The organism is Parabacteroides caecihominis (genome assembly GCF_023656785.1).
Classification (GTDB): Bacteria; Bacteroidota; Bacteroidia; order Bacteroidales; family Tannerellaceae; genus Parabacteroides; species Parabacteroides segnis.
The window spans coordinates 22,508-47,595 of record NZ_JAMOKS010000038.1; the positions used below are offsets into that span (position 1 = coordinate 22,508).

26 protein-coding genes are annotated in these 25,088 nt (G+C 44.7%); 14 read left to right on the forward strand and 12 right to left on the reverse strand.

What is annotated here, in order from left to right; all coding sequences use genetic code 11:
• Nucleotides 1-41: 41 nt before the first annotated feature.
• The 3 genes from xylA to NBH14_RS23670 are packed head-to-tail and all read right to left on the reverse strand — an operon-like array spanning nt 42 to nt 3,653.
• Nucleotides 42-1,370: a xylose isomerase gene (gene xylA, locus NBH14_RS23660; protein WP_186961464.1), complete on the reverse strand. Its 1,329-nt coding sequence runs from the start codon at nt 1,368-1,370 to the stop codon at nt 42-44.
• Between the two features lie 25 nt (nt 1,371-1,395).
• Nucleotides 1,396-2,901, reverse strand: coding sequence for a xylulokinase (locus NBH14_RS23665; RefSeq protein ID WP_186961465.1), 1,506 nt, complete (start codon nt 2,899-2,901; stop codon nt 1,396-1,398).
• A gap of 11 nt (nt 2,902-2,912) precedes the next feature.
• Nucleotides 2,913-3,653 carry an NUDIX hydrolase gene (locus NBH14_RS23670; protein ID WP_186961466.1) on the reverse strand — a complete coding sequence of 247 codons (741 nt, stop codon included), beginning with the start codon at nt 3,651-3,653 and terminating at the stop codon, nt 2,913-2,915.
• Between the two features lie 268 nt (nt 3,654-3,921).
• Between NBH14_RS23670 and NBH14_RS23675 the strand changes: the two genes are divergently transcribed.
• The gene (locus tag NBH14_RS23675; RefSeq protein WP_186961467.1) at nt 3,922-5,745 is read left to right on the forward strand and encodes a TrkH family potassium uptake protein; all 1,824 of its coding nucleotides are present in this window, start codon (nt 3,922-3,924) and stop codon (nt 5,743-5,745) included.
• Between the two features lie 13 nt (nt 5,746-5,758).
• Nucleotides 5,759-6,445 (forward strand): potassium channel family protein, encoded by a 687-nt coding sequence (locus NBH14_RS23680; RefSeq protein ID WP_186961468.1) that lies wholly within the window; start codon nt 5,759-5,761, stop codon nt 6,443-6,445.
• A 156-nt stretch (nt 6,446-6,601) separates the two neighbouring features.
• Here NBH14_RS23680 and NBH14_RS23685 read toward each other — a convergent pair whose 3' ends face one another.
• Complete coding sequence (locus NBH14_RS23685; RefSeq protein ID WP_186961469.1) at nt 6,602-7,459, reverse strand: SecDF P1 head subdomain-containing protein; 858 nt, start codon at nt 7,457-7,459, stop codon at nt 6,602-6,604.
• Between the two features lie 85 nt (nt 7,460-7,544).
• Nucleotides 7,545-8,813: a hemolysin family protein gene (locus tag NBH14_RS23690; RefSeq protein WP_007653132.1), complete on the reverse strand. Its 1,269-nt coding sequence runs from the start codon at nt 8,811-8,813 to the stop codon at nt 7,545-7,547.
• Between the two features lie 96 nt (nt 8,814-8,909).
• On the opposite strand from NBH14_RS23690, the gene NBH14_RS23695 reads away from it, so the two are divergent.
• Nucleotides 8,910-10,031, forward strand: a complete 1,122-nt coding sequence (locus NBH14_RS23695) for a Card1-like endonuclease domain-containing protein (RefSeq protein ID WP_186961470.1) — start codon at nt 8,910-8,912, stop codon at nt 10,029-10,031.
• A gap of 378 nt (nt 10,032-10,409) precedes the next feature.
• Here NBH14_RS23695 and NBH14_RS23700 read toward each other — a convergent pair whose 3' ends face one another.
• Both NBH14_RS23700 and NBH14_RS23705 read right to left on the reverse strand, forming a co-directional pair.
• Nucleotides 10,410-10,604, reverse strand: coding sequence for a hypothetical protein (locus NBH14_RS23700; protein WP_128134522.1), 195 nt, complete (start codon nt 10,602-10,604; stop codon nt 10,410-10,412).
• Nucleotides 10,605-10,633: 29 nt separating this feature from the next.
• Nucleotides 10,634-11,569, reverse strand: a complete 936-nt coding sequence (locus tag NBH14_RS23705; RefSeq protein ID WP_007653129.1) for a sugar phosphate isomerase/epimerase family protein — start codon at nt 11,567-11,569, stop codon at nt 10,634-10,636.
• Between the two features lie 99 nt (nt 11,570-11,668).
• Here NBH14_RS23705 and NBH14_RS23710 point away from each other — a divergent pair, with 99 nt between their 5' ends.
• The 3 genes from NBH14_RS23710 to NBH14_RS23720 all read left to right on the forward strand — a co-directional run bounded on the left by NBH14_RS23710 (nt 11,669) and on the right by NBH14_RS23720 (nt 13,272).
• Complete coding sequence (locus tag NBH14_RS23710) at nt 11,669-11,944, forward strand: zinc ribbon domain-containing protein (protein ID WP_186961471.1); 276 nt, start codon at nt 11,669-11,671, stop codon at nt 11,942-11,944.
• 36 nt (nt 11,945-11,980) lie between these two features.
• Complete coding sequence (locus tag NBH14_RS23715; protein WP_250817799.1) at nt 11,981-12,790, forward strand: AraC family transcriptional regulator; 810 nt, start codon at nt 11,981-11,983, stop codon at nt 12,788-12,790.
• Between the two features lie 74 nt (nt 12,791-12,864).
• Nucleotides 12,865-13,272, forward strand: a complete 408-nt coding sequence (locus NBH14_RS23720; RefSeq protein ID WP_122327895.1) for a pyridoxamine 5'-phosphate oxidase family protein — start codon at nt 12,865-12,867, stop codon at nt 13,270-13,272.
• 107 nt (nt 13,273-13,379) lie between these two features.
• Here NBH14_RS23720 and NBH14_RS23725 read toward each other — a convergent pair whose 3' ends face one another.
• On the reverse strand, nt 13,380-14,069 hold the full coding sequence (locus tag NBH14_RS23725; RefSeq protein WP_186961473.1) for a CDGSH iron-sulfur domain-containing protein: 690 nt from the start codon (nt 14,067-14,069) through the stop codon (nt 13,380-13,382).
• 92 nt (nt 14,070-14,161) lie between these two features.
• A complete protein-coding gene (locus NBH14_RS23730; RefSeq protein WP_250817800.1) occupies nt 14,162-16,735 on the reverse strand; it encodes a hypothetical protein in 2,574 nt (857 codons plus the stop codon).
• Between the two features lie 175 nt (nt 16,736-16,910).
• Between NBH14_RS23730 and NBH14_RS23735 the strand changes: the two genes are divergently transcribed.
• Nucleotides 16,911-17,162 carry a hypothetical protein gene (locus NBH14_RS23735; RefSeq protein ID WP_250817801.1) on the forward strand — a complete coding sequence of 84 codons (252 nt, stop codon included), beginning with the start codon at nt 16,911-16,913 and terminating at the stop codon, nt 17,160-17,162.
• A 39-nt stretch (nt 17,163-17,201) separates the two neighbouring features.
• Here the strand turns inward: NBH14_RS23735 and NBH14_RS23740 are convergent, their stop codons facing one another.
• Nucleotides 17,202-18,251, reverse strand: coding sequence for a PDDEXK nuclease domain-containing protein (locus NBH14_RS23740; protein ID WP_186961476.1), 1,050 nt, complete (start codon nt 18,249-18,251; stop codon nt 17,202-17,204).
• A gap of 525 nt (nt 18,252-18,776) precedes the next feature.
• On the opposite strand from NBH14_RS23740, the gene NBH14_RS23745 reads away from it, so the two are divergent.
• Both NBH14_RS23745 and NBH14_RS23750 read left to right on the forward strand, forming a co-directional pair.
• Nucleotides 18,777-20,174: an RtcB family protein gene (locus tag NBH14_RS23745; protein WP_186961478.1), complete on the forward strand. Its 1,398-nt coding sequence runs from the start codon at nt 18,777-18,779 to the stop codon at nt 20,172-20,174.
• A 124-nt stretch (nt 20,175-20,298) separates the two neighbouring features.
• Nucleotides 20,299-21,243 carry a homocysteine S-methyltransferase family protein gene (locus NBH14_RS23750; RefSeq protein WP_186961479.1) on the forward strand — a complete coding sequence of 315 codons (945 nt, stop codon included), beginning with the start codon at nt 20,299-20,301 and terminating at the stop codon, nt 21,241-21,243.
• Between the two features lie 2 nt (nt 21,244-21,245).
• Here the strand turns inward: NBH14_RS23750 and NBH14_RS23755 are convergent, their stop codons facing one another.
• Nucleotides 21,246-21,719 carry an Lrp/AsnC family transcriptional regulator gene (locus tag NBH14_RS23755; RefSeq protein ID WP_186961480.1) on the reverse strand — a complete coding sequence of 158 codons (474 nt, stop codon included), beginning with the start codon at nt 21,717-21,719 and terminating at the stop codon, nt 21,246-21,248.
• Nucleotides 21,720-21,893: 174 nt separating this feature from the next.
• On the opposite strand from NBH14_RS23755, the gene NBH14_RS23760 reads away from it, so the two are divergent.
• On the forward strand, nt 21,894-22,811 hold the full coding sequence (locus NBH14_RS23760; protein ID WP_186961481.1) for a DMT family transporter: 918 nt from the start codon (nt 21,894-21,896) through the stop codon (nt 22,809-22,811).
• A gap of 21 nt (nt 22,812-22,832) precedes the next feature.
• On the opposite strand, the gene NBH14_RS23765 is transcribed toward NBH14_RS23760, so the two are convergent.
• Nucleotides 22,833-23,360 carry a DJ-1/PfpI family protein gene (locus NBH14_RS23765; RefSeq protein ID WP_007653110.1) on the reverse strand — a complete coding sequence of 176 codons (528 nt, stop codon included), beginning with the start codon at nt 23,358-23,360 and terminating at the stop codon, nt 22,833-22,835.
• Between the two features lie 165 nt (nt 23,361-23,525).
• Between NBH14_RS23765 and NBH14_RS23770 the strand changes: the two genes are divergently transcribed.
• From NBH14_RS23770 to NBH14_RS23785, 4 genes are all read left to right on the forward strand, one after another.
• Complete coding sequence (locus NBH14_RS23770) at nt 23,526-23,876, forward strand: winged helix-turn-helix transcriptional regulator (RefSeq protein ID WP_186961482.1); 351 nt, start codon at nt 23,526-23,528, stop codon at nt 23,874-23,876.
• A 149-nt stretch (nt 23,877-24,025) separates the two neighbouring features.
• Nucleotides 24,026-24,265 carry a hypothetical protein gene (locus tag NBH14_RS23775; protein WP_186961483.1) on the forward strand — a complete coding sequence of 80 codons (240 nt, stop codon included), beginning with the start codon at nt 24,026-24,028 and terminating at the stop codon, nt 24,263-24,265.
• Nucleotides 24,266-24,275: 10 nt separating this feature from the next.
• Nucleotides 24,276-24,614, forward strand: coding sequence for a DsrE family protein (locus NBH14_RS23780; RefSeq protein ID WP_186961484.1), 339 nt, complete (start codon nt 24,276-24,278; stop codon nt 24,612-24,614).
• 57 nt (nt 24,615-24,671) lie between these two features.
• Nucleotides 24,672-25,088: a DUF3788 family protein gene (locus NBH14_RS23785; protein ID WP_186961485.1), complete on the forward strand. Its 417-nt coding sequence runs from the start codon at nt 24,672-24,674 to the stop codon at nt 25,086-25,088.

Sequence of the window (25,088 nt, forward strand, 5' to 3'; positions counted from 1 at the left end):
ATCCCCTCTCCAGAGGGGAAAGAGTTACTCCTTGTAACTAATTATATATATAAATTGAGAATCATCTCATATAACTCCTGCTTACCGCTGATCTGTTTCGGTTCTCCGTCGCGGAGAGCGATCGTACGCAGGTCTTCCAGGGTAAGTTTGCCGTCTTCAAAAGCTTTACCTTCGCCACCATCGAAGCTGGCATAACGTTCGGCACGCATTTTGGTGTAATCAGAGTTTTCGAGAATAGCGGCAGCCGTAATCAGAGCACGGGCAAACGCATCCATACCACCGATATGAGCCAGGAAGATATCGTCCAGGTCTGTCGAGTTACGACGAGTCTTTGCGTCGAAGTTCGTACCCCCGGTTGTCAGACCGCCACCCTGAAGGATGACCAGCCATGCCTGAGTCAGTTCGTAAATATCCATCGGGAACTGGTCGGTATCCCAACCATTCTGATAGTCGCCGCGGTTTGCATCGATACTGCACAACATGCCGGCATCCACAGCTGCCTGCAATTCGTGTTCGAATGTATGTCCGGCCAGAGTCGCGTGGTTCACCTCGATATTCAAAGCGAAATCTTTATCCAGGCCATAGTGGCGCAGGAAGCCGATAACTGTTTCCGAGTCTACGTCGTACTGATGTTTTGTCGGTTCCATCGGTTTCGGTTCGATCAGGAACGTGCCTTTGAAACCATTCTTGCGGCCATAGTCACGTGCCATAGTAAGCATCATAGCCAGATGGTCTTTTTCACGTTTCATATCTGTATTCAGCAAGGTCATATAACCTTCACGACCACCCCAGAATACATAGTTCTCGCCACCTAAAGCGATACAAGCGTCGATAGCATTCTTAATCTGCGTTCCGGCGCAAGCCAGTGCAGGGAAGTAAGGATTGGTTGCCGCACCGTTCATATAACGTTTGTTACTGAAGACGTTGGCGGTAGACCATAACAGTTTCTTTCCGGTTGCCTGTTGCAAACCTTTGGCATGTTCCACCATTGTCTGCAAGTCTTTCTCAAACTGAACCAGTGTAGGAGCTTCGTCCACCACATCCACATCGTGGAAACAGTAATAAGGAATGCTACATTTAGTCATGAATTCGAAAGCTGCATCCATCTTATATTTGGCACGGCTGATCGGGTCGGAAGCTGCATTCCAGGGGAATGATTTTGTTCCTCCGCCAAACTGGTCACCGCCTTCGGCACATAATGTATGCCAGTAAGCCATCGCAAAACGAAGATGGTCTTTCAATGTTTTACCCATTACCACCTTGTTTTCATCATAATAATGAAATGCCATCGGATTCTTTGAATCGCGTCCTTCAAACTGAATCTTTCCTATTCCCGGGAAGAATTCTTTTTCACCTTTATAAAAGTCCATGAAATTAATTGTTTAATGATTTATATTACATTGGTATGTTATTCTCACACATCAGTTTGTCCAGCCGTTCTTTCCATATGCTGTAAGCTGCACAATATTTGTCCGCCTTCAGTCCGTCGGGTTCAATCACATCGATTTTCTTGAGGGAGGCAAATGCTTCTTCGGCCGACTGATAAATACCGGCACCGATACCGGCTCCCTTGGCAGCACCTACAGCGCCGTTTGTATCGAACAGCTCGATCACCGTTCCGGTCACACCCGACAAAGTATCACGGAAGACCGGACTCAGGAACATATTGGCACTACCGGCACGGATTACATCTATATCGATTCCCATTTCGTTCATGATATCCATTCCGTATTTGAAAGAGAACACGATGCCCTCCTGAGCGGCACGGGCAATATGGGCTTTGCTATGAATATTAAAATTCAGGCCGTGTATCGAACAATCGATCTGCTTATTCTGCAACATACGTTCGGCACCATTACCAAACGGCAGAATGGACAGTCCTCCCGATCCGACAGGGATACCGGCTGCCAGTTCGTTCAACTCCGGATAACCGATTCCTTCGGGCGCCACATTCTTCTTCACCCAGGAATTCAGAATGCCTACCCCGTTGATACAAAGCAATACGCCCAACCTTGTCTGATCCGCAGAATGATTTACATGGGCAAAGGTATTTACCCGCGACAAGGTATCGAAATTCACTTTTCCGTTTACACCGTACACCACACCGGAAGTACCACCAGTTGCAGCAATCTCACCCGGATTCAATACGTTCAGCGACAAAGCATTGTTTGGCTGGTCGCCGGCACGGTAAGTCACAGGTGTACCTTTCTTCAACCCCAGTTCTGTTGCAACGGAACCGAGCAGTTCCCCCTGCAAACCGAATGTCGGACGTATCTCAGGTATCAGGTCGTTGCTGAATCCGAAATAGTTCATCAGGTCTTCAGAAACCTGTTCGTTCTTAAAGTCCCAGAAGATACCTTCCGACAAACCGGACACGGTTGTTACGATATCCCCTGTCATCCGCATGGCGATAAAGTCACCCGGCAGCATGAACTTATGAACGGAACGGAATAACTCCGGTTCAAACTCTTTTACCCAGGCAAGTTTGGATGCGGTAAAATTACCCGGCGAATTCAACAGGTGGGACAAGCATTGCTTCTCCCCTATATTTTTAAACGCACGGTCTCCATAAGGTACGGCACGGCTGTCGCACCAGATGATAGAAGGACGCAGCACCTCCATCTTCTTATCGACCAGCACAAGTCCGTGCATCTGGTAAGAGATACCGATCGCTTTGATATCGGTCCCCTGAATACCGGCTTTCGCAATCGCTCCTTTAATGGCTTCTTTCAGATACTTCCACCAATCATCCGGCTCCTGTTCCGCCCAACCGGGTTTTACAGCTTTAATAGGCGCTTCCTCTTTCGGATAGAAATCCGCCCCGATAGTTAATCCCGAATTGGCATCTACAATCGAGGCCTTCACAGAAGAACTACCTATGTCACAACCTAACAAATACATATATTCACTGATTAATTCTTATTAAATTTCGAATGCAACTTATTATACTTCACTTTGTCGAAACGATAATAACGGGCGGCACGGTGGGCAACTCCTGTTTCGATCTCGTCGGTCTGTACGATATATTCCAACGACCCCATTTTCTTATGGAAGTTACGGACATCCATTTCCTTATTATATATGATCTCGTACGTACGACGCAACTGATAGGCCGTAAATTTCAAAGGCAGGTAATCGAAAATGATGGATGGCTCCTTTTCAACCCATTCACGTATTTCCTCCACAGCGGCCTCGATGATTTCTTTATGGTCGAATGGCAAAGAAGGCAGTGCGTCGACAGGGAACCAGGCCAGTGAATTATATTTATTGGTCGGGTTCGACTTCCGTCCGATCTTACTCAATGCCAGATAAGCTACGGTTACGATCCGTTCGATCTTCAGCTTCATAGCGTTTTCCAGCCACTGCATATCATCTTTATTTTTCGTACGTGAAGGAGAGCCAAAACTGCGGAACTGTTTCAAAGGTACGCGTTTCAAACCTGTAGCTTCATTAAATACACGGTAAGCAGCCGTGTCCAGATCTTCGTTCTCAAAAATCAGGCTACCGGGTAGCTTATAATGTTTTTCGTCACTCTTGTCTATTTTCCGCTCTACGAGCAGTACGCATAATTTATCTTCGTTTACGCCCAGCAGCACGCAATCAACAGACACATGCGAGTAAAGCATCTTGTTATTTTCCATATGTGTTTCCATAATATTACGTTAAACAGTTGCAAATATAAACATTTATCCAATATACAAAACACACAGAATCATTTTTTCAATATTTATAACAGCTTATTTATCTGATAATTTACTATCTTACCTCATACAATAACATTTATCGCCCATAATGTAAACAAAACAATATTGTGATAAACCGTTGATCTTTCTCTTTTTAACATGCTTTATCTAAACTTTCTGAACTATTCTGTCCTCCAACTACTTTTATTAATACTTTTGCTGCAGATTATACTTGAAAATGGATATAAAACATATACAGTTCACATGCCGGATGTACTGGGCGAACATGAAAGGCATCCTGAATATATTCGCGGAAGGCCTCATTCTTCTGGCATCTATCGCTTCCTTATTCGTACTGATCTACCAGTTCGGGTTCCAGCAGACAAGCGAAACCATACACCATTTATATCTGAGCCGTATTTATATTTTACTGGCATTTTTTATCGGTATCACGCTCCGCTACATCGTCCGGTTCGGTGAGATCATACAGGAAAAGCTCTTATATCTGGATATCGGCATCTACTTTCTGCTGTTTGCCGTTTTGTCGGCAAAAGTATTTTTCAGAGAAGTGATCCAGCAGTCACTGCCATACCTCGATTTCCTGTCGAAGCCGTTGTTTGTCTATACGCTGATGTTATTGCTCAGTATGATCCATCTGTCACGGCAGACTTTCACGCTTATGCAAACACGTATCAAGCCGTCACTGCTGTTCCTGCTGAGTTTCATATTCGTAATCCTGATCGGAGCCGGATTGCTGATGCTGCCGAATGCGACAACCCGCCCGATCCATTTTGTCGATGCGCTGTTTACGGCAACGACCTCTGTCTGTGTAACGGGACTGACTACGGTTGACGTAGCGACTACTTTTACACATATCGGGCACGTTATCATTATGATCCTGATACAAATCGGCGGAATCGGAGTAATGACTTTTACCAGTTTCTTTGCCCTTTCTTTCATGGGGCATTCTTCTTTCACCAGCAAACTGGTTCTGAAAGATATGCTGAACGAAGACCGTATCGGTGGGTTGTTCCGCGTTATCCTGAATATTCTGTTCGTTACTTTCTTTATCGAAGGGATCGGGGCCTACTTTATCTATATGGATATCAGAGGCGTGTTGCCGGAAGCCACTACGCAGGATAATATCTTCTTTGCTATCTTCCATGCGGTTTCCGCCTTCTGTAATGCCGGTATTTCCACACTGAGCGGCAATATGTGTGATCCGATAGTGGCCCATAACTACAATCTGCACGTATGGATTTCCCTGTTAATCATCTTCGGAGGCCTGGGATTCCCGATCGTTTTCAATTATCTGAAACTGCTAAGGCATTTCATCGTTAACACTTTTATGATAGCTATCGGACAACAGAAACATTATATCCATACACCCCGTATCATCAATATCCATACATATATAGTAGTAATAAGTACGCTGGTCCTGATCGTCGGAGGTATGTTCTTTTATTTCCTCTTTGAGATGAATAATACGTTGGCCGACCTGCCTCTGAAAGGGAAGCTGGCAGATTCGCTGCTCGGTGCCGTGACACCCCGAACGGCCGGTTTCACCGTGGCAAATATGGATGCGCTTCGTCCGGTAACGCTGATGCTGACCCTTATCCTGATGGTTATCGGGGCGGCTCCGATGTCGACTGGTGGCGGCTTAAAAGTAACGACCGTTTTTGTAGCTATTGCCACGGCATTGAATGTTTCCCGTGAAAAGGAAAAGGTTGAAGTTCGTAAACGCGAGATATCTCCCGCCACTATCCGCCGGGCTTTTGCAACGATTGTCTTCTATTTTATCTTTGCCTCGCTGGCTGTCTGGATATTGTCTTATACGGAAGAAGGGACACCGGTGTTTACACTTACATTCGAAGTTGTTTCGGCTTTGAGTACGGTGGGATCGAGCCTGAACTTCACCCCTATGCTTTCCATGGCCGGAAAGTTGATTATCATCTGTACGATGTTAATCGGACGTATCGGGGTACTGACATTCATGGTCAGCTTTATGAGAGAGTACAAAAAGAGGGATTACACATATCCCCAGGAAAATATATTAATGTAATATGTAATGCCTTATGAAATTTCTGGTTATAGGATTAGGAAATCTGGGACGCGCCATCGCGGAAAATCTCACCCGTATCGGCGATGAAGTGATAGGTGTCGACCTGAACCTGCATAAAGTGGAGGCCGTAAAACAAACGATCTCCGGCTCCGTCAGCCTCGATACGACTGACAGGGATGCACTAAATACACTGCCGTTGAGCGAAATGGATGCCATCTTCGTTACTTACGGCAAGAATTTCGGAACGTCGGTACAGACTGTCGCCTTATTGAAGAGCCTGGATGCAAGCAGGTTGATCGTCCGTTCGATCTCTCCCATTCATGAAACGGTGATCCGCTCGATCGGTGTATCGGAAATCATTCGTCCGGAACAGGATTATGCGGCAACCTATGCCTCCCAGAGTTTACTGGGCGACCTGTTCCAGCGCTGGTATCAGGTAACGGAAACACATCATTTGTATAAAATAAAGACACCGGGAGCTTTAGTCGGACAGACGCTAAAGACGATCGACTTCCAAACGAACTTCGGCATCCGCCTGGTCGGAGTAGAACGAGCCAAAGAAGTACGAAACCTGATCGGATTGAAACAAACAAAATACTATGTGGTCGACCCACTGACCGATGATCTGGTGCTGGAAGCCAACGACAAGCTGATCCTCTTCGGAAAAATGGAGGTACTTCATAAGATCAAAGAATTGTGAGGAGAGAAAAACTATATTGAAGGCTTTTTCAAAGCATATATGTTTCGTCATTAAAACATATATGCTTTGAATACAAAAGTCCCTTATTTTGATTACAAAAGAAGGGTGCTTTTCAAACCTGCTTCGCATAAGAGTTCTGCCGGTCCGGTTGAAGCCCTAACGGGATAGCTCGCTTTTGTTCTTGCTTCTCTCAATATCCATTAATTTCCGGATTGTTTTTTGATAATCTTCTAAGGTCAGTATATCATAATCTTTACTGCCTGTCCCTTCTCCAGAATTCCCTCTGATACTTGGTGCATCGGGATATTTCTCTTTTATTATATCGTCTATCAAATAACCATACAACCCTTGAGGACTACTTTTGAACAGAAAACTTTGAAACAGCCTTTCAATATAGTCCGGATTTTTACCAATGAAAGTCTTATAATTCAGATATGCTTCAGATTTCATATAATCTTCGGCACAACTACTAAAGTTAGGCTTTTGTAATTCCTCAAATAAAGCTCTTTCCAGTTTCTTATATCCAAGGGTATCGGTTAAATCGCCTTTTTCCAAACAGTGAATTCTTTCCTGTTCTACGTCCATTTCTTCTCTGATTTGCCGAAACATAGTTTTCAGATCATACCCTTTATAAGTAGAGATAGAGAAAGCACCACTTTCTATCCGTGCATTTACCTTCGGGTCTGTGATAACTTTATTGTCAAAAACAAAACAAATTCGTTTACCGATAGATCTTTCCGTAGCGTCTGCCCATCGACTCACTTGGGGTTGGTTTATAGTCCCAACAATCATATACATCATTCTATTATCCGAGTATGAGAAAGAATCCAATCTTAGAAAGGCAAAATCTTTGACTGTTATAATTGATTCTTTTGAGATACTGTCTTTCCTCCCTTCCATTATATAATACCAGCCATTTTCTCTTTCTATCGTTTGTGCATTACAAGAGTTAGGTTCAAGAACTATAACAGATGCTATTGCAATAAGTATCAATAAGCAATTTAATTTCTTCATTTCCGCCAATCATTTGATTTATTCCTGAATAATCCAGTTGGTCTATATAAAAAACCTTCCACAATAAACCTTTAACTAAAGATTATCAATCGATCTTCTTCACCAGCACCTTGTCGATACGTGCACCGTCCATATCTACGATCTCAAATTCAAAGGTCAGCCAGGTCAGCGTCTCACCGGTCTTCGGAACGCGTTCAAGAATTTCCAGGATCAGACCACTCAACGTATTATAATCGTGTTCGGCATACAGATCTTCCATATCGAAATACTCCAGAAAATCATAGAAGTTATACTGTCCGTCAACCAACCAGGAGCCATCGGCACGCTGCACGATCTCGGCCTCCTCTCCCACTTCCGGAACCTGTCCGATCAGCCCTTCCATAATATCTTTCAGGGTAACAATTCCCTGGATTCCTCCAAATTCATCCGTAACAATACCATATTTAACACGTGCTTCCTTAAACTGCTCCAAAGCATTATACACACTCTGGTTCTCGGGAAGGTATTGGGCGGGACGTATTACCTCTTCCAACGAAAAGTCAGGTTCGTCAATCCGGCCGAACAGGTCTTTCAGATAAACAACACCTTTGATATTATCAAACTTCTCGGATGCTACCGGATATATATTAAACAGGTTTTCCTGTACCTTTTCACGGATTTTCTCAATGCTGTCGGTGACATCCAGCCATACCAGATCGCTCCGGTGTGTCATGATCGAACCGACATTACGGTCTCCCAGGTTGAACACACGTTCTACGATATCCTGTTCCACTTCCTGCACTTCACCTCCGTCAAAGCCTTCTTTGACAATCGCCTTGATCTCCTCTTCCGTCACTTTATTTTCTTCGTTTGCTTTAATTCCGGTAATTTTTATAACAAGGGAAGTGCTCTTCGACAATAACCAGACAAAAGGCAAAGCCAGCTTCGATAAAAAGTACATCGGCTTAGCGACCAACATAGAAACCCGTTCGGCATACCCCATACCGATACGCTTCGGAACAAGTTCACCCATAATCAAAGTCAGGTAAGTCACAATTATAACGATTATTGTTTTAGATACTCCGAGTGCATAAGGCTCCAGCACAGGCACATGACGTACCACTTCTGCCAGGTTATAGGCAAACGCCTCTCCTGAATACAAACCGGTCAGGATGCCGATTAGCGTAATTCCGATCTGGATAGTTGATAAAAACCGGTCGGGTTCTCCAGCCAGCTTCAAAGCTGTTTGCGCTGATTTATTACCTCTTTTTGCATCCAGTTCCAGCCGGGCCTTGCGGGCAGACACCAGAGCAATTTCAGACATAGACAAAATACCGTTCAACAAGATAAGGCCGATAATAATAAAAATTTCCATTTGCTATATATACAGCGATTGATTAGGCAACGAAGATATGAATTATATCGAAATTAATACTACATTTAGAACCTTAATTAATACATGATTTAAAACATGAAACATCAGATCATATTACTTGGCAAAGATATAACCTCCGTTTATCACGGAATCAAAGAATTCGGGCCCGACCATGTGCATTTGCTTTGCACGAATGAGACAAAAGAGGTGGCAGCTCCCCTATTTCCGCTCCTTCCCGACAGCATCCGCCGGACATTATACCGGACCGAACCATACGACGGAGAACATGTCCGTAACGTTTGCCGCAAAATACACCAAACGTATCCTTCCGCCGAATTTGCCTACAACCTGTCGGAAGGTACCAAAGTAATGGCATTCGCAGCTTTCACCATCGCAAAAGAATACAGCGTCCCAGCCTTTTACCTGTCACAATTGGGCGAACTGATCCGACTGGACAGCTTTGAGAAATACCCGATGAAAAGCCAACTGGATAACAAGGAGATACTGGGACTGAGCGGAAATATCCTGACAGAATATCAGGACGCCAAACACTTGAGTAATACCGACGTGCAGGCTTCCGGCCTGATCAAACAGTTCATCGAACAATATCCGAAAGAGCATACCATGATACAGAAGTTCTTCAACATCTTCTGTAACAGGGAACTGTCACGCCTTCCGGCATCACGTGTTTTCAAAAACGGACTGCGTTTCAAACAGAGGCAAGGTACTTTTCTTGTTGCCCAACAGAACCGTGTGTTGCTCAGGCTAACGACACCGAACGCCTGCATGTTGTTTTTCAAAGGACGCTGGTGGGAAACACTGGTAGCACACAAAGTCAGATCATGGAGCCAAAAACGTCCCAACAGCCCAGAGGTATGGCAAAGCGTCCTGTTTCAGACAGAGGGAAACAATCCAAGGACAAAGAATGAAGTAGATGTACTGCTGAACAACCAACAGAAACTAATCTTTATCGAATGTAAATCAGGACAAGTCACCCAAAATGATATTTATAAGATTGATGCGGTGCGCGAAACATATGGCGGAGATATTTCTTTAGCCGTTTTAGCCAGTTATTATCCGGTAGAAGACAACCTGCGGGAGAAATGCAAGGATTTACAAATAAACCTGTTCGCCCCTTCTTATATAGAAGAGCGCATCAACCACCTGAACATGCTGCCTGCATGGCTTGAAAAGTTATCCAACTCCCTGCAACTATAAAATAAAAGAAGCCGTTCTACCTTCTCAGGCGGAACGGCTTTTATCAATCGATAAGTTTTTGCTAATCTAATACATATTAGAAAACAATATCGGGAGATAGATACTTACACTTATTCTAAATTCTAAACTTCATCATCATATTCATAGAGGGAAACTTGTTTGTCTCCCCAACATCTATTTACACTGCAAATGACGTGCCAAAAACAGCAATGAACAGAAAAACAACCACTAACAAGCTAGTTGTCAGATAATAAAAGATCATTTTACAACATTTCCAATTTTACTCTACCGCAGAAGTGTGGTGGGGAATTAATGGGGAAATGGGGAATTTTTCCACACCACACTCCTATTGCATATCACAACTGTGTTCCTTTTGTTTCACAGATGGATTCCGTTTGTATCACAGTTGGATTTCTTCTGTTTCACAGCTGTGATACGAATAAGGAATATGATAAAAAGAGAAGCATCTAAAGGGTTTACAGCACTGACTGCCGGGTAGTCCTTAACAAACCGGCAGATGACCGAAGTTATATCCCGACAAAAAAGCCAGTCCTGCAACAGACTGGCTTTCATTCGTACCTTATATATAATTGAGACTTTACTTACTTTACAAACTTTGCTTTTAACAGATAATCCGCACAGCCTTTCACCCCAGCAAACTGGGTACGGCCATCCGGCATACCTTCCAGCTCTACATAATATTCTTTCACTCCAATCTGATACGCCTGTTTGAAAATCATTTCAAAGTTCATGAAGCCGGATTGTCCCAGAATGGCGCGATCTTTAATATGCAACAGTTTAATACGATCCGGATACTTCTTCATATATTCCACCGGATCATTCTGCCCGATCACCGTCCAGTACACATCCATTTCGAAAAATACCAAATCAGGATCCGTATCTTTCAAAAAAAGATCATAGATTTTTTCGCCTTTATTATGGCGACCAAAGACAGCTCCCGTACCTCCCGGAACTACTTTGGCAAACTCAAAATCATGATTATGATAACCGAACGGAATACCAGCTGCTTTGACAATCTTTCCAGCTTCATTGAATACATCGCAAACATAAGCAACCTCTTCCACACTACGGGTGCGTGGTTGTCCGGGCTGAACCAGATATTTCACACCTAACTTGGCATGATCGTCTGCCGTTTTTTTCCAATATTCCATAATTGTATTGCGGGTATCCGGCGTGTACTCGCCTGTCGGAGGATTCACATGGGAACTGGTGATCTTCAATCCGGCATCTTCTGCCATCTTCTTGAATTCCATCATATCGACACCATTGATCTTGCCATTATTGTAACCTGCCAGTTCAAGGGTAGAATAACCCATCTGTTTAAGTTGTTTCATTCCGGCAGGAACATCTTTAGTTAACTCACCTCCTAAAGAATAAATCTGCAAACCGATACTTTTTTTGGCGGTCGTTTCCGTACGAACGGGAGTGGCTGCCTGTAACGCTTCTGCCTTTCCGGCTACTAACCCTCCAAGAGTTAGAAAAGAAGCACTTTTCAGGAAATTTCTTCTATTTACCATGGTCTATAAAATTTAAAGTCTTCAAAGGTATTATTTTAAATCTGAAAAATAATTCTATATTTGTCCTAATTTAAGAACCTTATAAATAAATTTAAGAGTATGGGCCCTATTTATTGCCAAAGTTGCGGTATGCCGCTAGTTTCTGATACGGATTATGGAACAAACCAGGACGGAAGTAAGAACAACGAATATTGTGCTTACTGTTTCAAGGATGGCCAGTTCACACAAGACGTTACGATGGAAGAGATGATCCAGACCTGCCTCCAGTATTCAGACTCCTTCAAACATGAAAACGGTGAAAGCTACACCAAAGAGGAAGCCCTGGCGGGAATGCAGTATTATTTCCCCCAATTAAAACGCTGGAAAAAGGATTGAGTATCCAGCGAAACCTATAAAACCGTGTAGACCGTTATGTATCAGGAATATCCTCCATGCCAACTACTTGCCCCCTATATTGACAAATACTGGGAGTTCAAAGGTGAAACCGAATACGATATGCGCTATAAGATACTACCCGACGGCTGCACGGACTTTATCTTTTCTATCGAGGAACCGTCGCAACCTCTGAACGGAGAGATGCTGATGCAACCCTACCGTTTCTATTTTGTCGGTCCGATGCGAGTTTATTCGGAGCTGGTGACCCGCTCTACCTGCCTTCATATGATGGGTGTCCGCTTCTCCCCCTGCGGCCTGGCGGCTTTTGCCCGGATGCCTTTAGGCGAGTTTACCGACACGAGGGTCAATGCGTCCGAGTTGAATGTCCTTTTCGACGATCATTTTGCAGAAATGTTATGCGAAAAGGAGTCTTTGCAGGAACGCATACATATAATAGATAGACATCTTATCGCCCGTCTACCGGGGCTCCAGCCGGTAGACCCGCAGATCATCCGGGCTACCGATCTGATTGTTCAAGCAAACGGGATGCTGCCCATACAGCAATTGACGGACAAATTGTATATCGGGCAACGGCATTTCGAGCGCAAGTTCAAACACATCACCGGCTATACACCCAAAGAGTTCAGCAGAATCAGCAAGTTCCGGTATGCAACCCGCGTATTAAGACAGATGAAGGGGGAAGATATGCAGCAATTGGCTATCGACTGCGGCTATTACGACCCGTCCCATTTCATCAAGGAATTCAGGAAGTTATCGGGGAGCACCCCCTCCGCTTTCATGGCTTTGCCGATACCGGAAGACGATCCGCTTACTTACATAGAATAAAGAAAGTCGATTTTTTACAACAGGAAGCGGGAAGTTTCCTTTATGTTTGCCGAACGAAATTAATAAATCAGAACATGGAAAAAATCAAACAACAAGCGATCGATTTGCTGAATAAATGCGAAGTCTTAACCCTTGCCTCCATCGACGAACGGGGCTGTCCGCGTCCGGTCGTCCTGTCGAAGATTAAAACGGAAGGGATCGATACGATCTGGTTCTCAACGGGAACAAGCTCGGAGAAGACAAAAGATTTTATCAAAAACCCGAAAGCCGGAGTCGCTTTCTACGAAGGACACGACAGCGTTACGCTGACCGGCACAATCGAAGTGGTAAGCGATGTGGAAGAAAAGAAAGCCCTCTGGGTGGATTGGTTCTATGAGCACTTTCCCAAAGGGGTGGACGATCCGGAGTATTGCATTCTGAAGTTCACAGCTGAACAGGCAACGTACTGGATCGGCAATCAGTTTATCAAAGGAAAAGTTTAACCGGTAGGTATCGGTCGAAAGATTGCTGCCGACGTTTTTCCGAAAAGGATACATGCTTTTTACCAAGAGGGCGCATGCTTTTCGGAAAAAGGTCGGTAGCTATTTTTTTAATCGTCCAGTTCTCCCTGGTTTCGCATGTGTTTTCCGTCGCAGAACGGTTTATTCTGAGACAAACCGCAACGGCACAAAGTGACACGGTTGTGGACAGGATAAACTCGTCCGTGCTCATCTTCTATCGGGATACCGCCTTTCACCCAGATAGGGCCGTGAACACTAAGAGCCACGTCTTCGAGGATACTGATGCCTTCGGGCAGTTCCGGTTCGATACGTTTTCCGTCTTTCGTGACGGCTGTGAGACGTCCGCTGGGACAGTTGGCGCATTGCTGTTTCACGATTTCAATCGTTTCGGCCGAGTCGCCCTCTTCTACTTGTTCCCAGGACGTACCGTGGGTATCACAGAAACGGGCCACGGCGCAAAGACTTTCGGCGTCCAGCATATCGATCACCTTCCCTTCGTAGAGGACAGACATTTCATCGTATGTGTCATGGCTGGCGGTCGTATCTCCTTTAAAGCCGTTTTTCTTATGCGTCCCGTCGCAGAACGGTTTGTTATGCGAACCGCCGCAACGGCACAGATGATATACGCCTTCCGAAGCATACTTCTGTATTTCCTTATAACCGGTGGAAGCACCTTTACGGTCGTTTACATAACGCAATTGGTTCAGGGGAATATCCCCGATCACTTCATAAGGTCCGTTAGGAAGAACCTTGATTTTCTTTTCACTATTAGCATCCATTACCTAAGTTGTTTTAATTTTATGTACTATTTAATAAACAACCGGCAAATGGGTTTGTTTAGGCATATCTCCGGAAAAACAATCCGGGAGGGTCAGAAACCCAGCCCCAACTCAAACATAAAACGGAAACTGTCGGTCGAACCGAAGCAGGAATATTTCGTCGTAATCTTATTAATCAACGTCAGCCAGATACCTCCCCCGTAGGACGTATGCCATCTTTTGGATTGCTCGCCGGGAAACCAGACACGCCCGTAATCGAAACCGGCAAAGACACCGTACTTCAGCGGGGTAAACGGATTCTTCAACTTCCCCATATCCAGCCGGATGTCCGAATACTGGTAAAAAGATTGCTTCCCGATGAAACGGTTATCCCTGTAACCGCGCAATTCGGTGGATGCTGCCTGGTAAAACTCATACTTATTATTGAAAAGCTGCTGGGTTTTCGCCATCGTAGCCCAGGTAAGGCGGTCGGTTATCTTTACATCCAGTTCCACCGATGCTTCGGCGTAAGGGAAATTACGGCTTGCATCTTTCAGGTTCATCTTCCAACCTCCGGTAAGCGTCCCTCCCAGTTTTGGAATGAAGGAACATATCTCTTTTTCCGTATGGAAGGATAGTCCGAGGTCGATGAACAGGTTGGTTTTGAAGATACGATGATCCTCAGGGTAAAACTGGTTAATGAAACGGTCGTTGGTCTCCTTGGCTTTAAACATTTCCCAAGAGGCTTGCACGACCAACCTCTCCTTTTCGCTGAAATCCAGATGGAAGGAAGGGGATAATTTGAACTGGCGGATATGCACGCGGTTATAGTTCTTCTTCGCATCCTTATAGCCGTCCGTATTGTTTCCGAAGCCGAAGAAATTGTAAAAGTTCCTCCTCGAGCTGATCGTTGCATCTATATTAAACGATTTCTTCCCGTCATAAGACGGAAAAATCCCCTGATAGACAAAGCCTTGTATATAGTTGTACCCGACACGGTGCTGGTAAGTGAAGGGCGAACGTTTGAAACCATACATCGTATAGGTAAAAAAGGTTCCGAGACTGAATCCCTTGTCCGAGTCGTAAATTCCCCAGGGAGTGAAAGACATCTTATGATGCTTTATCTTATTATAATCGTACTGATGAATCTCAGGAATATCCGAAAATACCTTTTTGACATGGGGCACGGTATCGAGGGTTGCCTTCCCCGACTCATATTCATAAACACGTATGTGGTGACCCGGTTCCATCCGGTAGGTATTCTTTCCTTTCCCGGCAATCAGGAAAACAGGCACCTCCTTGTTTGCCCTGCCACTTACTTCGAAACAGTCGTCACCCTCCAGGCCGTAGAGCCAGATCTCTTTTGTCTTTTTCCGGCTGTATTTCCGGTCGAACACCCGTTGTCCGGTCTGTTGGTCGTACATCTGTATGAACAGACTGTCCGGGTTATGGCGGTCGATCACGAAACGGTCTGAACGGTTGGTTCCCGTCAGCACCGGAGTTTGTTGCAACGAAGCAAAATAATTTTTTGCTATCACCTCCAGCTTCTCCCGCCTTTCCTTTATTATCCGGGTAATCCGTTTAATTTCTTTGTCTTCTATTCCTTTGGGAAGCCTTGAAAAAGCTTCGTCGATGATAGAGTCGGTAAGCGTCTGCCGGATAAATCGCGCCTGTCCGGTCCATACAGAAACGTCGCTTTGGGAAGCCAGCGCCATATCCAAAGCAAAGCCCAACGTATTCTCTTTCCGGACGCTTTTCGGGGAAGCGTCGTAATTGACGATGAAACCCAATCCCAGCACACGGAGCATTTGTTTGAACAAAACACCGTCTACCTTCGTAAAAGCGTGGTTACGGTCTATGACTATCGGGGCATAGAGGATGCTGTCTCCCTCGGAGCGGCCCAGCCAGTTCCAGTTTTCGGGTATTTTATTCCAGTCGCCTATCAGCATATCCAGCAGGCGTTCGCGGATATAAAGCACCTGATCTACCTGAAAATTCTTGTTAGCCTGTATGGTATCCAGCAACTCTTCCGTCAGGAGAATATTCGGACGGGTATTGAAATCCGGTACATCAATAACACTGACCAACTTATTTTCGATAGACGTCCCGTTGGCAACCGTATCACGGGTCGAATGTTCCGGCAGGTAAAATATCCGCGAATTGTTTGAACTCAACCCCGACGAGCGTGCCAGATAATCGGCAGAAATAAAGGTATAGGGATTGATTATCGTATAAGCATCCCCGATAAACTGATCCAGGTAAGTATTTTTAAATACCTTCTTGTTATAGACTTCCTGAAAGAATTTCGACTCGATAAATGTGGTATATCCGCCTAACGGCTTCAAAAGACAGAGTTGTTGTTGGTTGTTTTCAAGCAATAATCCTTGAAAATCGGCCGCCTGTTCAACCACCTTCACCCCTCCCCACAGCGATTGCAAGGTAACGGCGGGAACGGTAATCGGGAGAGAATAAAGTGTGCGGTAATGCTCACCCCACAACACATTATACAAATCACTTTTACGCGTGGCAGAAGGAGGGTAAATGGATTTTCGGACAAGAGAGTCACCTTCGCCCACCCGTGACGAGTCCGGCCGTAAGACAGAAGCCGTCATATCCGCTGAAAAGACAAACAGCATAACAAGAAAGACTATATAAGAAGCAGGACTAAGCCGCATTTTCATCATCATCAGATAATTAAACAGTAATTACTTCCTACAGATAAATACCTGTATATATAAGTAACATATTAGGCGTTTTACTTGTTTTAATATGATTTTTTTCCGTATTTTGTTACACAGTTTATGCAGTTAAGTATTCACCCTTAATTAAAAGCTTATGAGTTTTGCCGGCCATGTTTTTGATATGATACGAAGAAATAAGGAAGATCGCGAAAAGCTCAGTCAACTTCGCGGCCGGGGAAAAGATATGCGTGCCAAATATTCTCCCCATATCCCTGACATAAGCGTTGAAGAATATGAAAAGATCAACCAACAATTGAAAGAACGTGAAAGAGACGAACAAACCTACATTTCACGAATAAAACTATTTGTCTTAGCTGCTATCATAGCCATAATTATGCTATCATGGGTTATAATTAAACTCTTTTCTTGGTAAAATCAACAAGAGTGATTTATAAGTTGTCATTAAAAAAAGTTATTCGTCTTTCAACTCATTCTCAATTTCTTCGATACTTGGTAAAGAACTCCGGAAATCTTTAGGCAACAATTCAGCTAACTGATATTCAGATATACCAATAGGTTGATTAATACTTTCAAGAGTATATTTAGCAACAACCTCATCCTTTGTCTTACAAATCAGTAATCCAATAGTAGGATTATCATCTTTATGTCGCATTTGATGATTTACAGCCGAAACATATAACCCCAACTTACTGACATATTCAGCTTTAAACTTTCCAGTCTTTAGTTCCGTAACAATAAAACAACGAAGCTTGTAATTGTAAAACAACAAGTCAATAAAATACTCCTCTGCCCCTATTTCCAACCGCACCTGACGACCAATATAAGCGAAACCATTCCCTAACTCCAGAAGAAATTTAGTAATATTTTCAGTAAGTGCATCCTCCAGCTCCCGCTCTCTATATCCACTTCTCATAGATAAAAAATCAAAATTATAAGAGTCTTTCAACGTTTGTTGGGCCAAATCACTTTGAGGGTTTGGCAAACAACTTGCAAAGTTAGTGATAGCTTTACCTTCCGCTTTGTACAAATCAGCTTCAATAAAGTTCATCAAGACATTACGACTCCAGCCATTTTCCACAATTTTCTTCATATAAAAAAGAGCTTCTTCTATCGTATTACATTTTGTCATCAAAACAATATGATGCCACCATGGGATAGAGAATAGCAAATGCTCTTGCAATTCGTCAGCAAGTTGCTGACGAATTATATCGCTCTGGCTATAAAATAGATACATCCGTTTCATGTATTTCAGATTAGTAACGGAAAATCCTTCCATATCAGGGAAAGCATCTTTAAGATCCTGACTCAATTCATTAAAGAAACCTTTTCCCCATGCACTTTCCGATTGTCTTTCCGCTATATCTTTTCCCAGCGTCCAATACAGACGTATCAACTCTGTATTTACTTTTACGGCTGCTTTGAACTGAGACTGACGGATATGCTGTTTAATCTCTGTCACCCACGCTTTGTAGTCATTGTTTGTTTTAATAAGCTTGCTCATCAGGTATGGTTTTTAGTTACAAACAAGGGTAATAGAAATTCACACTTTTTGTTACAAATATTTGTTAATTCAAAAACTGATATTATCTTTGCATCGAAATTTTAGTACAAACCCTAAAAACAGAGAAAGGGTACAAATATGTTGGAGCAGAAATAACATTCGAAAATCGGGACTAAGGTGGTTCTTCGGGAGGAAGGATCTTTGTAACTCGCGTCTTTTATCTAATACAACTTATAATATGACTTCTATAAGTTAATTAGTCCCACAATCATATCATACATTTTATTAACAGACTGATGCGTCAGGGCTGAGAGGATAAATTATATTCTTTTCAGGCTGCCAGGCTATCAGTACAACCCAATCGTTATGGGCAATTATACGGATGAAACAAAACTCATCTTCGATAATAATTTGTCCTCAGCACGTTGGAAGACAAGGCGTATCCGTACGGCATTCAACAAACGACTGCGCCGTGTGAATACCCCTTCACGAAATCGTGGAAGAATACAACACTGAAAAAGATTTATGGCAATACGAACAAAAGATTTAAGTAAGATAGGATATACCGACAATGTAGCCCGTAGCAAGGCTGTGAACATTATCAGCAAACATTGCAAACATGACAGCAAAGAAACGGTACTCGCCTTGTTGAGCGACCTGTTGGAGGATCCTGGAAAATATAAGGATAACGACGTCTGGAAGCAACTGGCGGAACACTTCGCTCCTACGATTGAAGAGAAGCAGTTCACCACCTATCTTCTGGCGGACGAGCCGAAAGGATATAAAACTTATGGCGGGAAATTCATCGACACCCTGGCCAAACAACAGATGGAGCTGGCAATGCGTCTGCCGGTAGCCCTCGCTGGCGCCCTGATGCCCGACGCACATGCCGGTTACGGACTGCCTATCGGTGGCGTGCTGGCCGTTGACAATGCGGTCATCCCTTATGCAGTCGGTGTCGATATCGGCTGCCGGATGAGTATGACCGTCTTCGATGCCAAGGCGGAAAGCCTGAAACGTTACGCCCACCAGATCAAGGAGGCGTTGAAAGACTATACGCACTTCGGTATGGAAGGCGGCCTCCCGTTCGCCCAAGAGCATGAGGTACTCGACCGCGAGGAGTTTCGGTCGACACCCTTGCTACGCATGTTTCACGGGAAAGCCCTGCGACAACTGGGAACATCCGGCGGCGGAAACCATTTTGTCGAGTTCGGCGAACTGGAACTGGCGGCCGGCAACGTACTGAACCTTCCCGAAGGTAATTACATGGCGCTCCTCTCCCATTCCGGTTCCCGCGGTTTGGGAGCGGCCATCGCCCGGCAGTACAGCGACATCGCCCGCGAAGTTTGCAAACTTCCCCGCGAAGCACAACATTTTGCCTGGCTGGATTTACATACCGAGGCGGGACAGGAATACTGGATGAGCATGAACCTGGCAGGCGACTATGCTCGTGCCTGCCACGAACAAATACACCATAACCTGTCGAAAGCATTGGGACTGAAGCCTCTGGCAAACGTGAACAACCATCACAACTTCGCCTGGCAGGAAGAGATTACCCCCGGCCGTCACGCCATCGTTCACCGCAAAGGCGCCACTCCGGCAGGCAAAGGACAACCAGGCCTCATCCCCGGAAGCATGGCGACACCCGGTTACCTGGTCTGCGGACGAGGAACGGAGGAGTCACTCTGCTCCGCTTCACATGGGGCCGGACGGGCGATGTCGAGACAGAAAGCCAAAGAGCAATTCACGCAGTCGGCCATGAAAAAGTTCCTTTCGCAGGCCGGAGTCACCCTGATCGGTGGCAACGTGGAAGAAATGCCGCTGGCTTATAAGGATATAGAGAAGGTTATGCCTGCCCAGGAGTCGCTGGTCGATATCCACGGCAGGTTCATACCCCGGATAGTAAGAATGAATAAAGAATAGGGAAATTCCCCTGCTTACCAAAGCACACGAAGTACATTATATAATATAAAAGCAGCAAGATTGGACAAATAGAAACCGGAAATGTTTCATACATTTGCCATTCAGGCCAAAAGACTCTATTTTAATGAACGAACAGACATTTACCGAAACTTTCAACACCTCTTCCGCCCTGCTGACGGAAGGGGCCATCGTTGAAAGATTACGTCATGAATACCGTATCCCCCTGGACGAACAAATCGTCCACGCCGGGTTGATATACAACGAACAGCACAGGCAACAACTGGCAGCCATCTACCGCGAATACCTCGATATTGCGGAAGCCCGTCGGCTGCCCCTTTTGCTGACGACGCCCACCCGGAGAGCCAACAGGGAACGGATCGCCGCATCCGTCTATAAGGACAGGGACGTCCTGAAAGACAATGCCGCCTTCCTGTCCGGACTAAGGCAACCCTACACCACGCCGGTCTATATCGGCGGGTTGACCGGTTGCCGGGGAGATGCCTATAGCGGCCAGAAATACTTCTCTGTCGAAGAGGCTTTCGATTACCATCTCCCGACACTTCTTGATTTCCGGGAGTCAGGAGTCGATTTCCTTTTTGCCGGCATCATGCCCGAACTGAGCGAAGCAACCGGCATGGCAAAAGCGATGGAGACAACCGGACTCCCTTACATCATCAGTTTCATGATCGGACGCAACGGGCGGCTGATGGACGGAACGTTTATCCACGAAGCTATCGAAAAGATTGATAAACAGACCTCGCGCCCTCCCATCTGCTATATGGCAAATTGTGTACATCCGGACATCCTGCACGAGGCTTTGCTTCACCCGATGAACGATACGGAGTTGGTAAAAGCCCGCTTCGACGGCATCCAGGCAAACGCCGCCGCCCTCAGTCCAGAAGAACTGGACGGATGCTCCTGCCTGAAATCGTCGACGGCAGCCGAATTATCCGACCGCCTGTTGAGTCTGTTATGGGATTTCCCGCTGAAAATCTGTGGCGGCTGTTGCGGAACCGATGCTTCGCACCTGGGAATGTTTGCCGATATTTTAGCGAACCGCATAAAGTAACGTCACTCCCCCGGCACAACCTTCAGGGCAGTCGTATGCTTGATCTCGTTCAACACGAAAGAACTCTGCATCTTTACGATGCCATTTACTTTGGTTAGCTTGTTAAAGACAAACTGGTCGTATGCGGCCAGGTCTTTAACAACTACCTTTAGAAAAAAATCATAGATGCCGCCGATCGAATAACATTCCATCACCTCATCAATCTCCTGTATCTCTGCTTTGAAACGTTGGATATGCTCATCCTTGTGCACCGCCAGCGAAACGTTGCAGAAGACCACCAGCGGAAGTCCTACCTTCTTATTATCCACCAGCGCAACATAATTCCTGATATACCCCTCTTCCTCCAGCCGTTTCACCCGTTCGTAAACAGGAGTTTTCGAGATATTCAGTTCCGCCGACAACTCTTTCATGTTCACTTTTGCATTATTCTGCAACGCCTGTAAAATCTTAATATCAATCTGATCCAGTAAAGCCATAGTATTTTTTCCTATTTTCGTTATCAAAGTTATTCCTAAAACATACAACGTCCTGTATTCACTTCAAATATAGGAATAATTCCTTATTTTAAATAAATCACCAGAACTGATTTACTAAATACATATATTTGCAGTACGATTTTCCTGAATTATTAATAGAAATTTACCGACAACATGGCAAAAACAAATCTGACTTACTGGTATCACCTGATCGCGATCATAACGGTTATTATCTGGGGTACTACATTCGTATCGACAAAAGTACTGATCCACCACGGGCTTTCGCCGGTCGACATCCTCTTTTACCGTTTCGCGCTGGCTTATATATGTATCTGGTTTATCTCGCCGAAGGTGTTGTTTGCCCGGAGTAAGAGAGACGAGCTTATGTTCGTTGCCGCCGGACTTTGCGGGGGATCGATCTATTTTATTACTGAAAACACGGCTTTAGGCATCACGCTGGCCTCGAATGTGTCGCTGATTATCTGTACAGCTCCTATCCTGACGGCATTTCTTTCGTTGCTTTTCTATCGGCAGGAAAAGATAAAGCCAAACCTGATATATGGCTCGGTCATGGCTTTGATCGGCGTAGCGTTTGTGGTGTTCAACGGTAGTTTCCTGCTGAAAATCAATCCGCTGGGAGATATGCTTACGTTGATTGCCGCATTGATGTGGGCGTTTTACTGCCTGATACTGAAACAGATGGGGAACCGTTATCCGACATTGCTGATTACGCGGAAAGTGTTTTTCTACGGGCTTGTCACGCTGACGCCGATGTTTCTGATTCATCCGTTGAATACGGATACCACGATCCTCCTCAACCCGGTAGTGGCAGCTAACCTGCTGTTTCTTGGAGTGGTAGCATCGATGCTTTGCTACATCATGTGGAACACGGCGGTAAAAGAGCTGGGGCCGTTCCGCACGGCAAATTATATCTATATCGTTCCGCTGGTGACGCTGATCACTTCGGCCATCGTGATTGATGAAATCATCACGGTCGTTGCCCTGATCGGTTCAGTGTTTATCCTAAGCGGGGTATATATTGCGGAGAGAGGGTTTCGGTTCGGAAAGAAACAGAATTGTCCCCCAAATTGAGGGACAATATAAAAACTATTCTTATTTCAGTGCCTCAACCACCTTCGGCAGCATCGTCCAGATGGCATTTTCGCACTGGGCGGTGTAGAAGTTTCCGTCTATTTCAGATTTTTCGTCGGTGGCCAGTCCGGATTGGATGGCGGGTTTTGCCAGCGGATGTACGGCTACCTTCTTACCTTTCGCAACGCCTGCAATTTCAAACATCAACGCTGCTGCACAATGGCCTATCATCATCTTTCCTTTATCACCAAAGGCTTTGATGACAGCCAGCATATCCTGGTTGTACTGCTTTCCGGCGTTTTCGCTGAACACAGGAACGGCATCCCCGCAACCGAACACTAAAGCGTCGAACTCGTCCTCATGCCCTTTCAGGTTGGCTACCACATCGTCCACCGTCAGCTTGATACCCGAATTAGTCTTAATCTCTGTCGTTTCGGCAACAGCAAATACCTTATAAGAAATTCCATTTTCAAAAAATGCTTCCAGATACTGGAACAAACCTGATCCGTTTACCGGATTTACTGCTAAAACTGCTACTCTTTTTGACATAATTGTAATTATTAAGTGAAACAATAGTTACCTTTCGTAAGTTTATTACCTTTGTGCAGCAAATGTAGACGTTCCGTGCGAAACAAACAAGAACGCACTCCGGGATAAGCTACTTACACAGAGGTAACTATTATTGAATTTCAGCTTGATAGAAAAAGGAAAAAAATGAAAAATTTTCACCCCACAGGTAATTGTCCGGTAAGGGACGTGCTCAGCCGGCTGGGCGACAAATGGTCGATGCTTGTCCTGACTACTTTGAACGTGAACGGCACGATGCGTTTCAGCGACATTCACAAGACCATCGACGATATTTCACAGCGGATGCTGACCGTCACGCTCCGGACTTTGGAAGCCGACGGCCTGGTGCACCGCAAAGTATATCCCGAAGTGCCGCCCCGTGTGGAATACTGCCTCACGGAACTGGGCACAACTCTGATGCCACATATCGAAGCCCTTGTAAACTGGGCGGTCGGAAACATGTCCAGCATACTAGAGAACAGAGAAGCCTTCAAATAACTCTTTATTCATGGTATATATTTTTTCAGGAAATGAAGATAGGATTTTAAAAGAAACAATCTACTTTTTACCAGAAAAAGAGAGAAAAGAATAGGATAATAATCTATTTGTATTTAAGTTTGCAAATCAACATACAAATACACAAGCATATGTCAAACAAAAATCCTTTCGATCTAATATTTAAAAAGCAGATCATTATATTACCGATATTAACAGGATTAGTTATCGCTGCTTTTTTATCTGGAAAAATCATTCCAATGCCCTCCGACTTCCCCTACAATAACGGAACATGGGGAGCAATGGGAGTTGCTATAATTATCCTAACCTCTTTTATAATCTCCTTCTTATTTTATGTGATTGCTTGTAAGAAGAACAAACGCACTCATTAATCATCTTACCATGAACGACAAATTAAACATTCTCTGGACAACCGACAATAAAGACACCATATTCAATATGTTAGCCATGTACACCCTCAACTCCAAAAAGAGAGGCTGGTGGCAGGAAGTGAATGTGATTCTTTGGGGAGCTTCCGTAAAGTTAGCCGCCCAGGACACACAGGTTCAAACGGAAATTCTGGAAATGCTTCAAACGGGTGTCACGGTCGAAGCCTGCCAAGACTGCTGCGAAAGGTTCGGAGTGAAGCCTGTTATTGAGAAATTGGGAGTTACCGTCAGATATATGGGAACTCCGCTAACCGAATATCTCAAAAACGGAGAAAAGGTATTGACTCTTTGATTTGCGAGATATACCTACAAAATAAACTTTATTTTTCACACTGAAATACACAACATTATGGAACTTCCTATTTTAAAAGACAAAAACATCTTCCCCACAAATGAAGTCCTTGCCGACGTTCTGGAGGCTAGTTTCCCTGCATTCGAAACATTCAGCGCATCGGCTGAAGCCGCCGGCCTGACACTCGAATGGAACTATTACAACGACGGGAAGGTCTGGTTGTGCAAAGTCCTGTCGAAAAAGAAAAACCTCGCGTGGCTGGTTGTCTACCAGAACTACTTCAGAACCACCTCCTACTTCACCGAAAAGCATCTGAACCGTATCGCCGACATGGAAATTACGGAAAGCATCAAAGAGGAATTCTACCAGGCGAAACCTAGCGGAAAACTCATCCCTATGAGCGTTGTCATCACCGAAAAAGAGCAGGTGAAGGATGCCTTGTCTATGATACTTTTCAAGAAAGGATTAAAATAA

Excerpts from the sequence above, each read along its gene's own strand:
- xylA (WP_186961464.1), bottom strand. The coding sequence starts at position 1,370 with ATGGACTTTTATAAAGGTGAAAAAGAATTCTTCCCGGGAATAGGAAAG.
- NBH14_RS23665 (WP_186961465.1), bottom strand. The coding sequence starts at position 2,901 with ATGTATTTGTTAGGTTGTGACATAGGTAGTTCTTCTGTGAAGGCCTCG.
- NBH14_RS23670 (WP_186961466.1), bottom strand. The coding sequence starts at position 3,653 with ATGGAAACACATATGGAAAATAACAAGATGCTTTACTCGCATGTGTCT.
- NBH14_RS23675 (WP_186961467.1), top strand. The coding sequence starts at position 3,922 with ATGGATATAAAACATATACAGTTCACATGCCGGATGTACTGGGCGAAC.
- NBH14_RS23680 (WP_186961468.1), top strand. The coding sequence starts at position 5,759 with ATGAAATTTCTGGTTATAGGATTAGGAAATCTGGGACGCGCCATCGCG.
- NBH14_RS23685 (WP_186961469.1), bottom strand. The coding sequence starts at position 7,459 with ATGAAGAAATTAAATTGCTTATTGATACTTATTGCAATAGCATCTGTT.
- NBH14_RS23690 (WP_007653132.1), bottom strand. The coding sequence starts at position 8,813 with ATGGAAATTTTTATTATTATCGGCCTTATCTTGTTGAACGGTATTTTG.
- NBH14_RS23695 (WP_186961470.1), top strand. The coding sequence starts at position 8,910 with ATGAAACATCAGATCATATTACTTGGCAAAGATATAACCTCCGTTTAT.
- NBH14_RS23700 (WP_128134522.1), bottom strand. The coding sequence starts at position 10,604 with ATGAAAGCCAGTCTGTTGCAGGACTGGCTTTTTTGTCGGGATATAACT.
- NBH14_RS23705 (WP_007653129.1), bottom strand. The coding sequence starts at position 11,569 with ATGGTAAATAGAAGAAATTTCCTGAAAAGTGCTTCTTTTCTAACTCTT.
- NBH14_RS23710 (WP_186961471.1), top strand. The coding sequence starts at position 11,669 with ATGGGCCCTATTTATTGCCAAAGTTGCGGTATGCCGCTAGTTTCTGAT.
- NBH14_RS23715 (WP_250817799.1), top strand. The coding sequence starts at position 11,981 with ATGTATCAGGAATATCCTCCATGCCAACTACTTGCCCCCTATATTGAC.
- NBH14_RS23720 (WP_122327895.1), top strand. The coding sequence starts at position 12,865 with ATGGAAAAAATCAAACAACAAGCGATCGATTTGCTGAATAAATGCGAA.
- NBH14_RS23725 (WP_186961473.1), bottom strand. The coding sequence starts at position 14,069 with ATGGATGCTAATAGTGAAAAGAAAATCAAGGTTCTTCCTAACGGACCT.
- NBH14_RS23730 (WP_250817800.1), bottom strand. The coding sequence starts at position 16,735 with ATGATGATGAAAATGCGGCTTAGTCCTGCTTCTTATATAGTCTTTCTT.
- NBH14_RS23735 (WP_250817801.1), top strand. The coding sequence starts at position 16,911 with ATGATACGAAGAAATAAGGAAGATCGCGAAAAGCTCAGTCAACTTCGC.
- NBH14_RS23740 (WP_186961476.1), bottom strand. The coding sequence starts at position 18,251 with ATGAGCAAGCTTATTAAAACAAACAATGACTACAAAGCGTGGGTGACA.
- NBH14_RS23745 (WP_186961478.1), top strand. The coding sequence starts at position 18,777 with ATGGCAATACGAACAAAAGATTTAAGTAAGATAGGATATACCGACAAT.
- NBH14_RS23750 (WP_186961479.1), top strand. The coding sequence starts at position 20,299 with ATGAACGAACAGACATTTACCGAAACTTTCAACACCTCTTCCGCCCTG.
- NBH14_RS23755 (WP_186961480.1), bottom strand. The coding sequence starts at position 21,719 with ATGGCTTTACTGGATCAGATTGATATTAAGATTTTACAGGCGTTGCAG.
- NBH14_RS23760 (WP_186961481.1), top strand. The coding sequence starts at position 21,894 with ATGGCAAAAACAAATCTGACTTACTGGTATCACCTGATCGCGATCATA.
- NBH14_RS23765 (WP_007653110.1), bottom strand. The coding sequence starts at position 23,360 with ATGTCAAAAAGAGTAGCAGTTTTAGCAGTAAATCCGGTAAACGGATCA.
- NBH14_RS23770 (WP_186961482.1), top strand. The coding sequence starts at position 23,526 with ATGAAAAATTTTCACCCCACAGGTAATTGTCCGGTAAGGGACGTGCTC.
- NBH14_RS23775 (WP_186961483.1), top strand. The coding sequence starts at position 24,026 with ATGTCAAACAAAAATCCTTTCGATCTAATATTTAAAAAGCAGATCATT.
- NBH14_RS23780 (WP_186961484.1), top strand. The coding sequence starts at position 24,276 with ATGAACGACAAATTAAACATTCTCTGGACAACCGACAATAAAGACACC.
- NBH14_RS23785 (WP_186961485.1), top strand. The coding sequence starts at position 24,672 with ATGGAACTTCCTATTTTAAAAGACAAAAACATCTTCCCCACAAATGAA.